The following is a 14,224-nucleotide window of genomic DNA, read 5'->3' on the forward strand; positions in this document are numbered from 1 at the left end:
GACTATAACAAATCGAAGTAAAAATACGATTGTTTTGTCGAATAAGAAAAAAACAATCGAATAAAAGTCCGGGCTCCCATGGAAGAAAGATCTTCAGATATAATAGAAATCAAGGACAGCTCGGTGAATGTCCGCGAGCTCATGGAAGAAATAGAATCCAGGCTTGCCAGAAGACCAGTTTCCAAGGAAGAATTGGAACGTCTTTCTCGTTGGAAATTTTCTCCTCAATCCCCTGAAGGATACAGAGAATTCGACGCTGCAGAAACAGCTCATTTATTTGAAAAAGGGATCTCCCCTCCTAAGTTTACAAATCCAAAATTCAAATATATTCGCGGCCCAATTCGTTGGTTGTTTATCAAACTGATTGAGCTATATGCTTTTCTTGATAAAAAACTTTCTGAAAATAGAACTCGCGCATTCTACAGCGTTTTGAATGAATTGATCCTCTTAAGAGGAGATCATGAAAAGTTAAAACGTAAATTCGAGAAGTTCTATAATGAGTTTGTAGAATTAAATTATACTCTTAAAAAAGAGATCAGCCCTGAATTCGTTTGGTCCAATGAGTTTCTTTATGAAGAAGAAACTCTAGAAGAAAGTGAAACTCTTATTCTTTCTAGATTGAATCCTGGAGATTCAGTTCTTGCGATCAATCCTGAATGGGGAAAATTCCTAAAACAACTCTTAAAGGCTCAGATAGAATTCAAAGCTGTCACTTGGAATAAATCTCAATATTCTTATATCAAAGAAAATATTACTAATTCAGTATCCCTTCTATCCTTTGAAGAAGTTTTACCTGAGTCTCCCCTTCCTTCTAAAATTGTTTCTAATACAAATCTGTGTCTTTTGCCAAATTGGGTTTTAGAAAAACTTTTCAAATCCTTGGCTTCTAAAACTTCCAGTGGGACAGAGTTCATCTTTAGATATTCAAATTATTCAAATCGAATGGTCTCTCCATTTCAACCAATCCTTTTGACTCAGATCAGCGAGTCAGCATTCAGAGAATTCTTACAAAAATTAGGTTTTAAGAATATAGTGGATACCAAGGCCGGAGACGGTTTCTCAGTGTTTAGTTTCAGAAAATGAATGCCTATCTCCATATTTCAGAATTTAGGGATAAGGACGGGATCGGAAACGATATCAAGGGCTTAAGAGAAGTCCTAAATTCTTCCGGTATCAATACAGAGATCGTTTGCCAAAATGATCTGAGCGATGGCTCCATCAAAATTATACAAACAGAAGAACTTCGCAACGAAAGAAATATTTCTTCAAATTCAATGCATATTTTGGAATACGGAGGATCTGGCTATCCTATAGATTCTTTTCTTTCTTTTCCCGGCAGAAAATTTGTCCGTTATCAGAACATAACTCCTCCTAAGTTTTTTAAACCTTTCGTTTCTCAAGACATATTTAGAAGTTTCGAGTTAGATTATAAAAAATCCATATTAGAATTACATAAACTGAAAAGATCCACGGAACGTTTTCTTCCCAGTTCCAGATACAGCGCTTCCAATTTAGAAGATCTAAACATAGTAAATTCCAGCGTTCTACCGATTGTCAGAAAGTACGGATGGAAGGGAGAAAAACGAAATCGTAAAAATGGTTACACTCTCGGCTATGTAGGACGTTTGGTCCCAAGCAAAAAGATAGAAGATATATTATTCCTTTCTTATTTTCTGAAAAGAATAGAACCTAAATATAGGATCTTACTCATCGGAAATGTTCCAAGTATTTTCGAAGATTATTTTACCAATTTAAAGCAAATGGCAAGAGAGCTCGGGATTGGTGGAAACGTTCAATTTAGAATGGGGGTCCAAGATTCCGAGCTGCCCAGATTTTGGGAAGAAATGGACGCTTATATCAGCATGAGTGAACACGAAGGTTTCGGAATTCCACTTGTGGAGGCTTTGAGTTACGACATTCCAGTTTTTGCATATGCTTGCACTGCTGTTCCAGAAACATTAAAGGATGCAGGATATCTTTTCCGAAAAAAAGATCTAAGTAGTTTAGAAAAACTAGCTGAGTGGATCCACTTTATATTAGAATCCCAATCTTCCGTTCGTCCTGTAGATGGTCCTCATGCTTCTTCCAAAAGAAGAGAAGTTTGTATGGATTATGATTCCATGCCTTACGGAAGAGTTTTAAAACAGATATTTACATTTAAAGAAGCGGCGACCTCATGATCTTCAGAAGAAGAGGAGTTCATCAATTCGCAGCCGGTTTTAATTTGGGAGATGCTATTTCGAATGAAATGAATTCCTTAAAATCTGTTTTCAAAAAGATAGGATATTCTTCCGAAATTTATGCGGAGAATACAGGTCCTGGAACGGATGCTTTCGTAAAAAAGCACAAGGCATATTCTTCCAATAGCAAAGATATATTAGTATATCATCATTCTATCCATTCAGACGTTCTGGAAACTTTGGTAAAAACAAAGAATTCTAAAATTCTAATATACCACAACGTAACGCCAGGTCATTTTTTCGAAAAATACGATCTAAAACTTACGTACCTTCTACGCAAAGGAAGAGAAGAATTAGAGTCATTAAGAAACAAATTCGATAAAGTATTTGCAGTTTCTGAATACAATAAATCGGAACTTGTAGATCTTGGTTTCGAAAATGTAGATGTCCTTCCTATTACTTATCAACTTCCGCAAGGGAAACAAACTCTTAAGGAAAATTTTTCCAAGAATAGACCTAATATCCCCCGCTTTTTATTTGTAGGAAGAATTGCCCCGAACAAAAAACAAGACGATCTGATCCGATTTGCATTTCATTATCTAAAAGCTTACGGGTCTGAATTTCAACTTTTTATGGTAGGATTCAGTTCCAAAGAATTGTATTTATACAGAGAAGAATTGGAACGTATGCTCGATTTTTATAAATTGAGAAAGAATGTGATCATCACAGATTTTTTATCCGACGAAGAGTTAAAGTCCATGTATTTAAACTGCGATCTTTTCTTATCAATGAGCGAGCATGAAGGATTTTGTGTTCCGTTATTAGAAGCGATGGTGCATAATATTCCGATCCTTGCTTTCGATGGTGGCGCAGTAGGAGAAACTCTTTCAGGTGCTGGGATCTTATTCAAAGAAAAGAGAATGGATATGATCGTGGAGCTTGCCCACAAAATGGTAACTGATCGAAGCTGGAAAGACTTAATCCTTGAAACCCAACAAAGACGATTATCTTCCTTTTCTCAGATCAACGCAGAAACAGTATTGAGGCCAGTCCTTGCTAGACTCTCGTAGAAGATTAGCCGTAGTTACTCCTATTTTTTCGGATCATATCTCAGGTGGTTCCGAAAAGCTAATCTATCAATATACTCTAATATTATCCAAGTTCTATGAGGTGACAGTTCTTGCGAGTCGCTCCTTAGATTATATCACTTGGAAAAACCAAGTCCCGATAAAAGATTTAGAGCCTGTACTTCTTGGAAAAGATTTAGAGAAGAAGGTCAGTAGAGAATGGATCGAACCTGAAGCTGGAAATCGAATTAGAGTTTTAAGATTCTCAGTAGATAAAGAAAGAAATATATCTAAGTTTAATAGATTTTCAGATAAACTGTTTAGGAATTCTGAATCAGGAAAAAACACCGGCTCCCAAGAAGAAAAAGAAAGGATCTGGGTAGACATGCAAGGTCCGTATTGCCCTGATCTGATTCAATACATTGAAACAAACGAAAGAGATTATGATGTATTCGTTTTTGTTTCTTATCTATATTATCCGATGGTTTACGGGCTGCCTTTGGTTGCTAAGAAATCTGTTGTAATTCCTACATTGCATGACGAACCTCCCGCAAAATTATCCGTATATTCCAATCTTTTCAAAGATGACTCAGCTTATTGTTTTAATACTCCTGAAGAAAAAGCACTCTTCCATAAATTATATGGGTACGAACCAAGTCTTGGGAATGTAATAGGAATGCATTTAGCCATTCCAGAAGAAGTTGAGAAAAAAAGTTCAGACAGAAAAAACCCGCAAGATTCGTTTCAGTTTTTATACGTGGGAAGGATAGACGAAGGAAAAGGTGTGCTGGAGATGGCCCAATACTTTTCTGAGTGGCAGAAAAGAAGCGGCAGAAACGATAAACTACTTCTGGCCGGAAGAGGAGATTCCAAACTTCTACAAAGGATATCAAAATTTTCTCATGTATCTCCTTTAGGTTTTGTAAGCGAAGAAGCAAAGGATGAGATCATCCGTTCTTCAGATATTTTAATCAATCCTTCTCCTATGGAAAGTTTTTCCATTATTATTATGGAAGCTTGGATCCGTAAAAAAGCAGTTTTGGTTAATGGAAGATCAGATGTTCTGAAAGGACATTGTTTGAGAAGTAATGGTGGTTTATATTATTCTGATCTAGACAGCTTTTGTGCAGTCGCAGAATATTTAGTAAATCATAGTAAAGAAAGAGAAGAGATGGGACTAAATGGTAAAAAATACGTTCAGGCGAACTTCAATCCAGACATAGTGGAAAAGAAGATCGCCCATATCGTAGAGAGATGTATCAGAAGAAGATACTCAGAATAAAATTAATCCCCTCCTAAAAACTTCAATCCGATCACAGATAATATCAAAGTAGAAAGAAAGAAAATCCTCCAAGTATTGATAGAATCTCCAAAGGAAAAAATTCCTATAATCACAGTTCCCGCTGCGCCAATTCCGGTCCATACAGCATAAGCAGTGCCTAGAGAAATATTCTGAGTAGCCTTGTTCAAAAAGTAAAAACTTAAGATCGCAAATACTAAAAATCCTAGGCCGTATCTCCAGTCCTTAAAACCGTCGGATAATTTCATACAAGTAGTGAACCCTACTTCGAAAAATCCCGCTAATACTAATAAAACCCAACTCATATATCTAAATACTCCTGCAAGGTCTCTACCATTTTTTCGTGCAACACTCCGTTAGACGCAATCAAACTTGTCACGTACGGATGAAATGTATTGTTCGCATAAGTACTTAATTTTCCACCTGCTTCCTGAAGAATAGCTGCTGCAGCAGTCATATCCCATGGTTTAAGATCTTCTTCCCAGAATGCGTCGAATTTACCTTCTGCTACCCAACAAATATCTAAACCTGCTGATCCAGTTCTTCTCACGCCTCTAGATCTTAAGATAAACTTTTTCAGATTGAACATGAGTTGTTCTATCTTCTCTTCTCTATCATAAGGAAACCCAGTGCATAAAAGTGCTTTTCTGATCTCTTTGGTTTGAGTGACTTTGATTGGAGTTTTATCTTTGAATGCACCTTCGCCCAACATTGCATGATATACATGTCCGAGCGCTGGCATAGGGACGATTCCCATCACTGCAGATTTATTTTCTAAATCTTCTAATCCGATACAGCAGCAATATAGAGGAATACGATGAGAATAATTTACAGTTCCATCCAAAGGATCTATGATCCATTTGAATTGAGAATTTCCTTCGTAGTTACTTCCTTCTTCCCCTAAGATATGATCATTAGGGAAAACTTTTCTGATCTCTGAGACGATCAGCTCTTCTGAACCCTTGTCTGCGATCGTAACTAAGTCCGATTCTATATTTCCTTTAAAGGAGATTTGCAGATCTTCTCTTTCGTGAGTTTTTTTCAGGAACTCAGAAATTGTTGGGGAAAAGTTGAGGAAGTGTTGGTATCTTATCTTGATTTCGTTTTGGTAGCTCATTGGAGATGTTTTTCAATTCTCCAGGGTACCCTCTGGATTGGAATCTAAAAAATCCGCTGCCTTCTTCTTATGTTCTTCTTTTACGTACATAGAAGCAGCTGCTAAAACCGCAGCAACCACACCCGCGTCGTCTATATAACCTGCTCCAAATAATATATCCGGGATTGCATCAAAAGGTGTAAGAAAATAAGCAAGTGCACCAGCAATCGTAAGTTTTGCTTTCAGGGGTGTAGAAGGATCCAACATCGCATAATACAAAGAGATTGCATCAGCAAGAAAAGGAACCTTTCCTGCGACCTTCTTCACCTTAGGCCAAAACCCTTGTTTGATCTTTTCTATTTTATCTTCTTCCATAATATTACTTACTATATAAGACCTGACAGTTTAAAAATTCTCCAAATTACTTTCGAAATTTTCAAATCTTTGGGGAGGATCTAGAACGATCTGTACTTCTTCTCCCGTAAAAGGATCCTTAAATTCTAACCAATAAGAAAGAAGTAAAAGTCCATAGTTCTCAAAAAGTGCTGCGTTTCTGGAATAAAGAAGATCACCAACCACAGGGCATCTCAAACTCTGAAAATGGACTCGGATCTGGTGAGTTCTTCCTGTTTCTAAGTCTGCTTCGATAAGAGAAAACTTTCTGCCGTTTTTAGAAACTGCGGTTTTTAAGATCCTATAATGAGTAACTGAGGCTCTACCTTTAGTAGTCACAGTCATCTTCAATCTTTCTATTGGATGTCTTCCGATCGGTCTGTCTATAGTACCTTCTCCTTCCGGAAGTGTGCCTTGGACCCAGGCAAGATATTTCTTAGTAATATTCCTTCTTCTGAACAACTCTGAAAGTTTTGCATGTGCTTGATCATTTTTAGCAACGATCATGATACCTTCTGTTGGTTTATCCAAACGGTGCACGATACCTGGCCTTGCTTCTCCTCCAACACTCGAAAGCTCCTTAAATTTGTAGAGTAATCCGTTAACTAAGGTAGCAGATCTATCTCCAGGTCCACTATGAGATGCTATGCCTGCAGGTTTTCGGATGATCAGATACTGAGGAGTTTCTTTTAAAACTTCGATATCCATTTTTACTGGAGTTAAGTTCAACGGAGGTTTAGGAGGAACTGATATATAAAAGTTTTCTCCAGGACTTACCTTATACGATGATTTAAGTAGAATTTTTCCAGATCCATCTTTGACCCAACCTGAATCGATCCAATGTTGAATGGAAGCTCTGGAAATCTCATCACCCAGATAATCCTTTAAAAATCGATCGAGTCTGGATCCTTCAGAGTCTGCGTTAACTTCGGCATGAAGTTCCAGATTCATAATAGTTCTCCTAAGAAATATATAAGCAGGGAAAACGTGTCCCTTTCGCACAGAGGTCTAAAAAAGATTTCCCATTTTGCGAGAATAGGTATATTTTGGATAAATTCATCGAAATAAACCCCTACCCTAATCAAGGAAGGAATACAACATGGTAAAAAAAATTCTCAATATCCTGCTCATCGGTGCAACGGTTTTTTCCTTAGCTCTTTGCTCTTCTGCAGACAACAAAGACCAAGCGGCTCCTGAGCCTGGAGAACAAAATTCCGCAGCTTCTCGTAACGTCAACGTAGACTCTCCTGCAGACGCTTTCAATAATCAAATTAAAGACTTCCGCTATCCAGACGGGATCACTCGTCCAGGATTCAGCTACAAAAAAGCTGATGTTAGTGCTGGAGATTTCAGCGAGTGGGCAAAAGTTAATATTGCTGTTCTTAAAGATGGAATTTCTAAACTTCCTGATTCTTGGGCAATCGAGATCACTGGTCACACTGATCAAGTAGGACCTGAAGAAGCAGAAGGTGACAAAAAAGGAAACGTTTTCTACGGAGAAATTCGTGCGAAAGCTGTTAAACAATCCTTAGTTAAACAAGGAATTCCTGCGAATCGTCTTGTAACTAAGAGTGCAGGTTCTTCTTCTCCAGTTTCCGGATTGGATGCAAAAGATCCTAAAAACCGCAGAGTAACCTTCAAATTTGTTCAACAACAATAATCAGTAGGGTTTCGATCCGAATTAAAAAGGCAGTGGTTGAACACACTGCCTTTTTTATGCCCTCAGAGTATTAAGAACCTATCAGACTTTTGTTTAGATCAATCCACACTTGGAGAGATCATTTTTTCTGGAAGAACCCATTGGTCAAATTGTTCAGAAGTCAATAAGCCAAGTTCAATTCCAGATTCTTTCAGACTAGTTCCTTTCTTGTGAGCATTCTTAGCGATCTTAGCAGCATTATCATAACCGATATGCGGATTTAACGCAGTAACAAGCATCAAACTATTCTTCAAATGTTCTTTGATATTGTCCTTATTAGGTTCAATTCCTCTTGCACAATGTTCTTCAAAAGAAACAGCAGAATCTGCCAATAGGCGAATAGAGTTCAGAACATTATGAATGATCAGAGGTTTGAAAACGTTTAACTCGAAGTTTCCAGAAGCACCGCCGATATTCACAGCCACATCATTTGCGATCACTTGAGAAGCAACCATGGTCATTTGTTCTGACTGAGTAGGGTTTACTTTTCCAGGCATGATAGAAGATCCCGGCTCATTCTCTGGAATAGAGATCTCACCAATTCCACATCTAGGACCGGAAGATAACCATCTCACATCGTTTGCGATCTTCATAAAGGAAGCAGCGATTGTTTTTAGAACTCCATGAGTTTCCACCAAAGAATCATGAGCAGCCAAAGCCTCAAATTTGTTCTCTGCAGAAGTAAAAGGAAGTCCTGTTTCTTTAGCGATTTGAGCCGCGGCTTTTACAGCAAATTCAGGATGAGTGTTCAATCCAGTTCCTACTGCAGTTCCACCAAGAGCCAATCTATACACAGAAGGAAGAACAGATTTTACTCTTTCGATATTATACTCTAATTGTTTTACATAACCGGAGAATTCTTGGCCAAGAGTTAAAGGAGTCGCGTCTTGTAAGTGAGTTCTTCCGATCTTGATAATATCTTTAAACTCGTCAGACTTTTTCTTTAAAGTATTCTTCAATTGTTCTAATGCAGGTAAAAGTTTATTCACTAATTGTTCCGCAGCAGCGATATGCATAGCCGTTGGGAAAGTATCATTAGAGGATTGAGCCTTATTTACATCGTCATTTGGATGGACCGGCTTTTTAGAACCTTTTACTCCACCAGCAATTTCAATCGCACGATTAGAAATCACTTCGTTGGAATTCATATTCGTTTGTGTTCCGGAACCTGTCTGCCAAACGCTTAGAGGAAAATGTTCATCCAATTTTCCGGAGATCACTTCGTCTGCGGCTTGAACGATCAGATTTTTTTTCTCATCAGTCAAAAGACCAAGCTGACCATTTACGATTGCTGCTGACTTTTTAAGAACTCCAAGAGCACGGATCATTTCCCTTGGGAAACGATCGTTCCCTATATGAAAGTGATGAAGAGATCTTTCGGTTTGAGCACCCCAATATTTGGAATCATCTACCTGGATTTCTCCCATGGAGTCGGTTTCGATTCTAGTTTTCATGAATCCTCCGTTCAATAGTAATGAATTGATCGGGTTGGATTTTCCGGGATCGGAACGAATGTCCTAATCAGAACTTGGAGTGTTCACTCGTCTCGGAATTTGCGAAGAGTATCCGCTAAGGCTGCAAACTCCGGTTTTTTGGCGGTGACATTCTCCAGATATTCCAGGGTAGAATCCAACCAGGCGGAATCGGATTCCAATTCTTTTCGGATAAATACATGCCGAATAGAATTCATGGAGCGAATCTCGATATATCTCCGCTTCTGGTCATAGTATATAAGGTCAGCTACTTTGTCTTTTCCGAATTCCGGAGAAGAAGTAGCATTCACTACTTCATCCAACCAGATTATCCCGTTATTTTTACGGTCCACGTAATCTATTGATTTTTGGACTTTAGCTGGGATCAAAGTGGATTTTTCTTTAGGACCTACGAGTACTCCCAAAGACTTCTTCTTTTTTGGAGTTTCCTTTTCTGGCTCCGCAGAAGGTCCGCTACTTTGAGATTTCTTACTTTGTTTGGAAGACTGGAACTCATCAGCCGGCTCTATGTCTTTTTTAGGAGAAGGAGAAAGATTTACTCCGAACAAACCAAGCAGCCATTCTAAAAGTTTTACCAAGATAGATTTGGAATCTTGGATCGCTTTCAGTCTTTGTTTTTCAGTTTCTTTTTCCCAATCTGCAATTGCTTTAGAAAGACGGATCTGATCATCTATCACAAGTTCAGAATCCACACCTTCTACTACATCCTTTAAAAAAGCATAAATTCCCTTTGGTTGTCCATTCTTACGGATCAAAGTATGAATTGAAGTCCTTCTTTCTTTATTGGTTAGAAAAGAAGATATCACATTTTCTAAAGCGAGTGCAATGATCCCAGGACCAGCACCTGTCACTTTTTCTCTGGTGAGAATATCATTTCTAGTTTTGAATCTTTCCAGCACTTGATCTAAAACTTCTGCTTTAGTCAAACCTGCCGCTTGGATAGATGAGTCTTTGATCTTTAAAGCACCTGAATCCACAACTAGCGGCTCTTTTGATTCTCTGATACGGATAACTATATCACTAAAAGCTAAATTGATCAGAGATTCCTTTCTCAAGCTGGAAAGAGAAGACATGGAACTTAATAATATATCAAAAGCTTGTAAGAATATATCCGAACCTTCCCAAGTTTTACCAGAAGTGAATGCAGGGTGTTTAGATAATTCTCTTAAATAATCTACGCCTTGTTCAGTTCCAGAAGGTTTGATCCATCCAGCTTGTTCCCCAGGCAGAAGTGAAATTAAGATCTTCCTAGATAACCCTATAAATAATTCAAAAATAATCTCTAACTCAGTTTCTTCGTTTGCGTTTGGTTTTTTAGTATCTAGAGAAGTTTCACCCACAAGTTCTTCTAAAGAAGGTTGGATAACATGAAACTCTAAATGAAGTCTTAATAAAGGAGGACGACTTCCTCTTTTTTCTAATGCAAGTAATGCGTCCGGGACTGTTTTGATCTGAGATAAGAAAGCAACAATCTCGTTTGGTTTTTTGCTTAAAAGAGAAATTAAAGAAGTAAGTATATCTTCTCTAATTTTAAAATTCCTTTGCAGAAAAGATTCTACAGAAAGAGTTTTAACATTTCTCATAGAGTAAGGAAGATTTCTGGAATCTTGGAAATCCAATAGATTTCCTTTCTCGTCAGTATTCAAATACTGCCTTATTACCCAGTCCCTTAATTCTCCTGCCGACCTTCTGTCCGCTAGATTGATATCTCTTCGGACAATGAATTGTAAAAACGCCGCTGCTGATTGAGCTAAACAAGCAGATTTGATTTTTTGGATTTGATCCGCTCTCCTGGAAGCAGGACGGATCGCAACATTCGCCAGTCCCAATTCTTTTGTTTCTTCAGAAACGAATAGATATTGGTAGAGAACGAATCCGTTTTTATCTTCGAAATATTTTAGATCTGCCGGTTTTAGAAATTGTAACTGTTCAAATTTTGCGAGAGCGAAAGGAGAATAATTAAATAAGAAAAAATTTTCCACTCCCTTCTCAATTAGATCCAAGTCCCTCATTGCTTTAGGAGTTGTTTGGAGAAGAAGGTTACGAAGTTCCTCTTCCGGGATTAGATCGACACGATCTACCGGAATGACGCCATCTTCCGACAGCGGATTCGAAGCGGGGGGCGTGGAATTACTTTCCATTTCGGGCATAAATCTTCCCTTTTGCTCCGATCTTGATTTGGCTTTTTATTAGAGCCGAGCTAGTATTATATTTTCGGAAACAAATACATGCTTTCTTGAGCAAGTTCTAAGGGTTTAGACGTTAAATTCTAAAGATTCCCGAAAAGAGGTCTTTAAGACCTCATCAAACCTTCTAAGAAAGAAACGTAATTTTCCCGTCCAGGATAAGGCCTTCTCGCCGTCCCACTTTGGACCGCCGCTTCTGCAACTGCAGGAGCCACATGGTATAATACCCTTTGGTCAAAAGGTTTTGGGATCAGATAATCAGGGCCAAAAACGAATTTTTCTCCGCCATAAGCAAGACTAACCGCATCTGGAACTTCCATCCTAGCAAGTTCTGCTAAGGAACGTGCTGCTGCTAATTTCATTTCCAGAGTAATATGTTTAGCTCTTACGTCCAAAGCTCCCCTGAAAATAAATGGGAAACCTAATACGTTATTCACCTGGTTCGGCATATCACTTCTTCCAGTTCCCATGATAATATCAGGGCGAACCTTTTTAGCGATAGCGTAAGGAATTTCAGGATCTGGATTTGCAAGAGCAAAGATAACTGGATTTGGAGCCATGGATTTTACCATGTCTTCGGTTACCATATCTGCTACCGAAACTCCCACAAAAATATCCGCATCTTGCATGACATCTGCAAGAGTACGTGCGTTTGTCTTTTGGACATATTTTTGTTTGGTAGAATTTAGATCGGTTCTTTCAGTGTGGATCACACCTTTTGTATCTACTAAGAAGATATGTTCTTTTCTGATACCAATATGTTGGACTAATTCTGCAATTGCGATCCCTGCGGCTCCCGCCCCACAGACCACCATCTTTACATCGCTAGGACGTTTTTTATTGATCTCGAATGCATTCAGCAACCCTGCAACAGTGATGATCGCTGTCCCGTGTTGGTCATCATGGAAGACCGGGATATTCATCCCTTTAATGAGTTCTTCTTCTATATAAAAACTTTCAGGGGCCTTGATGTCTTCTAGGTTGATCCCACCGAAAGTAGGCTCAAGCATTTTGACTGCTTTAATAAAATCATCCGGATCTTTGGCATCTACTTCTATGTCAAAGACGTCTATCCCAGCAAATTTTTTGAAAAGTACCGCTTTACCTTCCATCACAGGTTTTCCTGCGGCTGGTCCGATATCTCCCAAACCTAAGATTGCGGTTCCATTTGTGATAATTCCTACCAGATTCCCTTTGTTGGTGTATTCATACACCAGATCCGGATTCTCTTTAATTTCCAGACAAGGATAAGCAACTCCCGGTGAGTATGCTAATGATAAGTCGAATGAATCTCTAGTCGGCTTTGTCGGAACAACTTGTATTTTACCCTTTGGATGAAGGGAATGATATTCGAGGGATTTTTCTCTCATAACGATAAAACCAATTTTTCGACGATCGGGCCTAGGTTCTATTCTATTTCTGAAAGAGCTTATTTCCCAACGCAGAATTTACTAAAAATTCTTCCTAAAATTTCTTCGGTGTCCACTCTTCCATTTACTTCCCCGATTTGTTCCAACGCGGAATCAATTTCTTTGATGTAAATCTCAGCTGGAGCGCCTTCTTCCATTAAAGTCAGACAGTTTTCCAGGCTTCGAGTGATAGAAGAAAAATGAAATCTGTTCCTTTCTTCCAAAAGGACATAATCTTCTGAACTTTCTAAACCTTGTAGTTTAGTGGCGATTTCAGATACCAAAGTATCCAGACCTTGTCTAGATTTGCAGGAAACTTCGACCAAGACTGTGCCGGGATAATTTTTCTTTAAGATAGAGTGAGGATCCCAACTTGGATCTCTTATATCTGATTTATTTGCTGCAACTATGGCGCCTTCTAACTTAGATCTGTTCTCTTCTGCAAACTTGTCCCAATCATTCTTTTGAGAGACATCTATCACAAAAAGCCTTACGTCTGCTTGGGAGAATTCTTTCTCACTTCTTTCAATTCCCATCTTCTCGATCTTATCGCCGGTTTCTCTAACACCTGCTGTATCAATAAGTCGAATGGGAACTCCAGAAAGTAAAAGGTCCTCACTAATGTAATCTCGAGTAGTTCCAGGAATTTCAGAAATGATAGAACGATCTCTTCCTAGGATCAGGTTCATCAAACTGGACTTGCCAGTATTTGGTTCTCCATACAATACGACTCTGCTTCTTTCCAATAGAGTTTCCGTATCGCTGGATCTTTTAAGAAGGTTAGAACAAATATTGGAAATAGAACGAATTCTTTTTTTTCTTTCTTCAAGGGATTCGAAAGTAAGATCTTCTGTAGAAAAATCGATCTCAGCTTCGCATTCCGCCTTAAGAGAGATCAATTGGCTTCTTAGATTTGAGGCGAGTCTGGAAATTTCTCCGAATGCATTTTTTTGGGCCAGCTCCAATTCAAATCTGGAACGAGCACCTATAATTCTTCCGATAGCTTCTGCTTCGTTTAGATCTATTTTACCATTTAAGAATGCTCTTTTAGTGAACTCACCTTGTTTGGCCGGTCTCGCTCCAGAACGAAATAAACATTCTAAAGCTTCTCTGAGTAAGATCGGATTTCCGTGAGTGTGTATCTCGCATAGGTTTTCTCCAGTAAAAGAATTCGGTCCCGCGAAATAGATAAAAACTACTTGGTCTAATTTTTTTTCCCCATCTACAAAACGACAGGTATACGCGTTACGAGGTTTGATGGAAGAAAGAGGAAGAGTTCCCTCAAAAAAGGATAAATGCCTATAAGCGATAGGAAGTGCTTCCGGTCCGGATAACCGAAGAATGCCAATGGCACCGGCGCCGGAAGCTGTGGAGATAGCTGCTATAGTATCAGCCACGACT

General features: G+C 38.7%; 13 protein-coding genes. 5 read left to right on the forward strand and 8 right to left on the reverse strand.

Features of this window, described 5'->3' with window-relative positions; translation table 11 throughout:
* Nucleotides 1-78: 78 nt before the first annotated feature.
* The 4 genes from EHQ52_RS06655 to EHQ52_RS06670 are packed head-to-tail and all read left to right on the forward strand — an operon-like array spanning nucleotide 79 to nucleotide 4,529.
* The gene (locus EHQ52_RS06655; protein ID WP_135614454.1) at nucleotides 79-1,083 is read left to right on the forward strand and encodes an LIC_10202 family protein; all 1,005 of its coding nucleotides are present in this window, start codon (nucleotides 79-81) and stop codon (nucleotides 1,081-1,083) included.
* Complete coding sequence (locus tag EHQ52_RS06660; RefSeq protein ID WP_135614455.1) at nucleotides 1,080-2,180, forward strand: glycosyltransferase; 1,101 nt, start codon at nucleotides 1,080-1,082, stop codon at nucleotides 2,178-2,180. The genes EHQ52_RS06655 and EHQ52_RS06660 overlap by 4 nt, the downstream gene beginning before the upstream one ends.
* Entirely contained in the window at nucleotides 2,177-3,250 is a 1,074-nt protein-coding gene (locus tag EHQ52_RS06665) for a glycosyltransferase family 4 protein (protein ID WP_135614456.1), read from the forward strand. The genes EHQ52_RS06660 and EHQ52_RS06665 overlap by 4 nt, the downstream gene beginning before the upstream one ends.
* Nucleotides 3,234-4,529 carry a glycosyltransferase family 4 protein gene (locus tag EHQ52_RS06670; protein ID WP_135614457.1) on the forward strand — a complete coding sequence of 432 codons (1,296 nt, stop codon included), beginning with the start codon at nucleotides 3,234-3,236 and terminating at the stop codon, nucleotides 4,527-4,529. The genes EHQ52_RS06665 and EHQ52_RS06670 overlap by 17 nt, the downstream gene beginning before the upstream one ends.
* Nucleotides 4,530-4,531: 2 nt before the next feature.
* On the opposite strand, the gene EHQ52_RS06675 is transcribed toward EHQ52_RS06670, so the two are convergent.
* The 4 genes from EHQ52_RS06675 to EHQ52_RS06690 are packed head-to-tail and all read right to left on the reverse strand — an operon-like array spanning nucleotide 4,532 to nucleotide 6,987.
* Nucleotides 4,532-4,852: a DMT family transporter gene (locus EHQ52_RS06675; protein ID WP_135614458.1), complete on the reverse strand. Its 321-nt coding sequence runs from the start codon at nucleotides 4,850-4,852 to the stop codon at nucleotides 4,532-4,534.
* Nucleotides 4,849-5,664, reverse strand: coding sequence for an inositol monophosphatase family protein (locus tag EHQ52_RS06680; RefSeq protein WP_135614459.1), 816 nt, complete (start codon nucleotides 5,662-5,664; stop codon nucleotides 4,849-4,851). The genes EHQ52_RS06675 and EHQ52_RS06680 overlap by 4 nt, the downstream gene beginning before the upstream one ends.
* Before the next feature lie 12 nt (nucleotides 5,665-5,676).
* Complete coding sequence (locus tag EHQ52_RS06685) at nucleotides 5,677-6,018, reverse strand: YkvA family protein (protein WP_135614460.1); 342 nt, start codon at nucleotides 6,016-6,018, stop codon at nucleotides 5,677-5,679.
* Between the two features lie 30 nt (nucleotides 6,019-6,048).
* Nucleotides 6,049-6,987 (reverse strand): RluA family pseudouridine synthase, encoded by a 939-nt coding sequence (locus EHQ52_RS06690; RefSeq protein ID WP_135614461.1) that lies wholly within the window; start codon nucleotides 6,985-6,987, stop codon nucleotides 6,049-6,051.
* Between the two features lie 148 nt (nucleotides 6,988-7,135).
* Here EHQ52_RS06690 and loa22 point away from each other — a divergent pair, with 148 nt between their 5' ends.
* Nucleotides 7,136-7,696: an OmpA family outer membrane lipoprotein Loa22 gene (gene loa22 / locus EHQ52_RS06695; protein ID WP_100708500.1), complete on the forward strand. Its 561-nt coding sequence runs from the start codon at nucleotides 7,136-7,138 to the stop codon at nucleotides 7,694-7,696.
* Between the two features lie 98 nt (nucleotides 7,697-7,794).
* Here the strand turns inward: loa22 and fumC are convergent, their stop codons facing one another.
* The 4 genes from fumC to mnmE form a co-directional block, all read right to left on the reverse strand.
* Nucleotides 7,795-9,189, reverse strand: a complete 1,395-nt coding sequence (gene fumC / locus EHQ52_RS06700) for a class II fumarate hydratase (protein WP_100722506.1) — start codon at nucleotides 9,187-9,189, stop codon at nucleotides 7,795-7,797.
* 83 nt (nucleotides 9,190-9,272) lie between these two features.
* Nucleotides 9,273-11,378 (reverse strand): hypothetical protein, encoded by a 2,106-nt coding sequence (locus EHQ52_RS06705; RefSeq protein ID WP_135614462.1) that lies wholly within the window; start codon nucleotides 11,376-11,378, stop codon nucleotides 9,273-9,275.
* Nucleotides 11,379-11,521: 143 nt separating this feature from the next.
* On the reverse strand, nucleotides 11,522-12,784 hold the full coding sequence (locus EHQ52_RS06710; protein ID WP_135614463.1) for a malic enzyme-like NAD(P)-binding protein: 1,263 nt from the start codon (nucleotides 12,782-12,784) through the stop codon (nucleotides 11,522-11,524).
* A 59-nt stretch (nucleotides 12,785-12,843) separates the two neighbouring features.
* The gene (mnmE, locus tag EHQ52_RS06715) at nucleotides 12,844-14,220 is read right to left on the reverse strand and encodes a tRNA uridine-5-carboxymethylaminomethyl(34) synthesis GTPase MnmE (protein ID WP_135614464.1); all 1,377 of its coding nucleotides are present in this window, start codon (nucleotides 14,218-14,220) and stop codon (nucleotides 12,844-12,846) included.
* Nucleotides 14,221-14,224: the final 4 nt, after the last annotated feature.

It is taken from the genome of Leptospira koniambonensis (genome assembly GCF_004769555.1).
GTDB lineage: Bacteria > Spirochaetota > Leptospiria > Leptospirales > Leptospiraceae > Leptospira_B > Leptospira_B koniambonensis.

Bases quoted from the DNA above. Each gene is read 5' to 3' on its own strand.
- EHQ52_RS06655 (WP_135614454.1), top strand. From the start codon at position 79: ATGGAAGAAAGATCTTCAGATATAATAGAAATCAAGGACAGCTCGGTG.
- EHQ52_RS06660 (WP_135614455.1), top strand. From the start codon at position 1,080: ATGAATGCCTATCTCCATATTTCAGAATTTAGGGATAAGGACGGGATC.
- EHQ52_RS06665 (WP_135614456.1), top strand. From the start codon at position 2,177: ATGATCTTCAGAAGAAGAGGAGTTCATCAATTCGCAGCCGGTTTTAAT.
- EHQ52_RS06675 (WP_135614458.1), bottom strand. From the start codon at position 4,852: ATGAGTTGGGTTTTATTAGTATTAGCGGGATTTTTCGAAGTAGGGTTC.
- EHQ52_RS06680 (WP_135614459.1), bottom strand. From the start codon at position 5,664: ATGAGCTACCAAAACGAAATCAAGATAAGATACCAACACTTCCTCAAC.
- EHQ52_RS06685 (WP_135614460.1), bottom strand. From the start codon at position 6,018: ATGGAAGAAGATAAAATAGAAAAGATCAAACAAGGGTTTTGGCCTAAG.
- EHQ52_RS06690 (WP_135614461.1), bottom strand. From the start codon at position 6,987: ATGAATCTGGAACTTCATGCCGAAGTTAACGCAGACTCTGAAGGATCC.
- loa22 (WP_100708500.1), top strand. From the start codon at position 7,136: ATGGTAAAAAAAATTCTCAATATCCTGCTCATCGGTGCAACGGTTTTT.
- fumC (WP_100722506.1), bottom strand. From the start codon at position 9,189: ATGAAAACTAGAATCGAAACCGACTCCATGGGAGAAATCCAGGTAGAT.
- EHQ52_RS06705 (WP_135614462.1), bottom strand. From the start codon at position 11,378: ATGCCCGAAATGGAAAGTAATTCCACGCCCCCCGCTTCGAATCCGCTG.
- EHQ52_RS06710 (WP_135614463.1), bottom strand. From the start codon at position 12,784: ATGAGAGAAAAATCCCTCGAATATCATTCCCTTCATCCAAAGGGTAAA.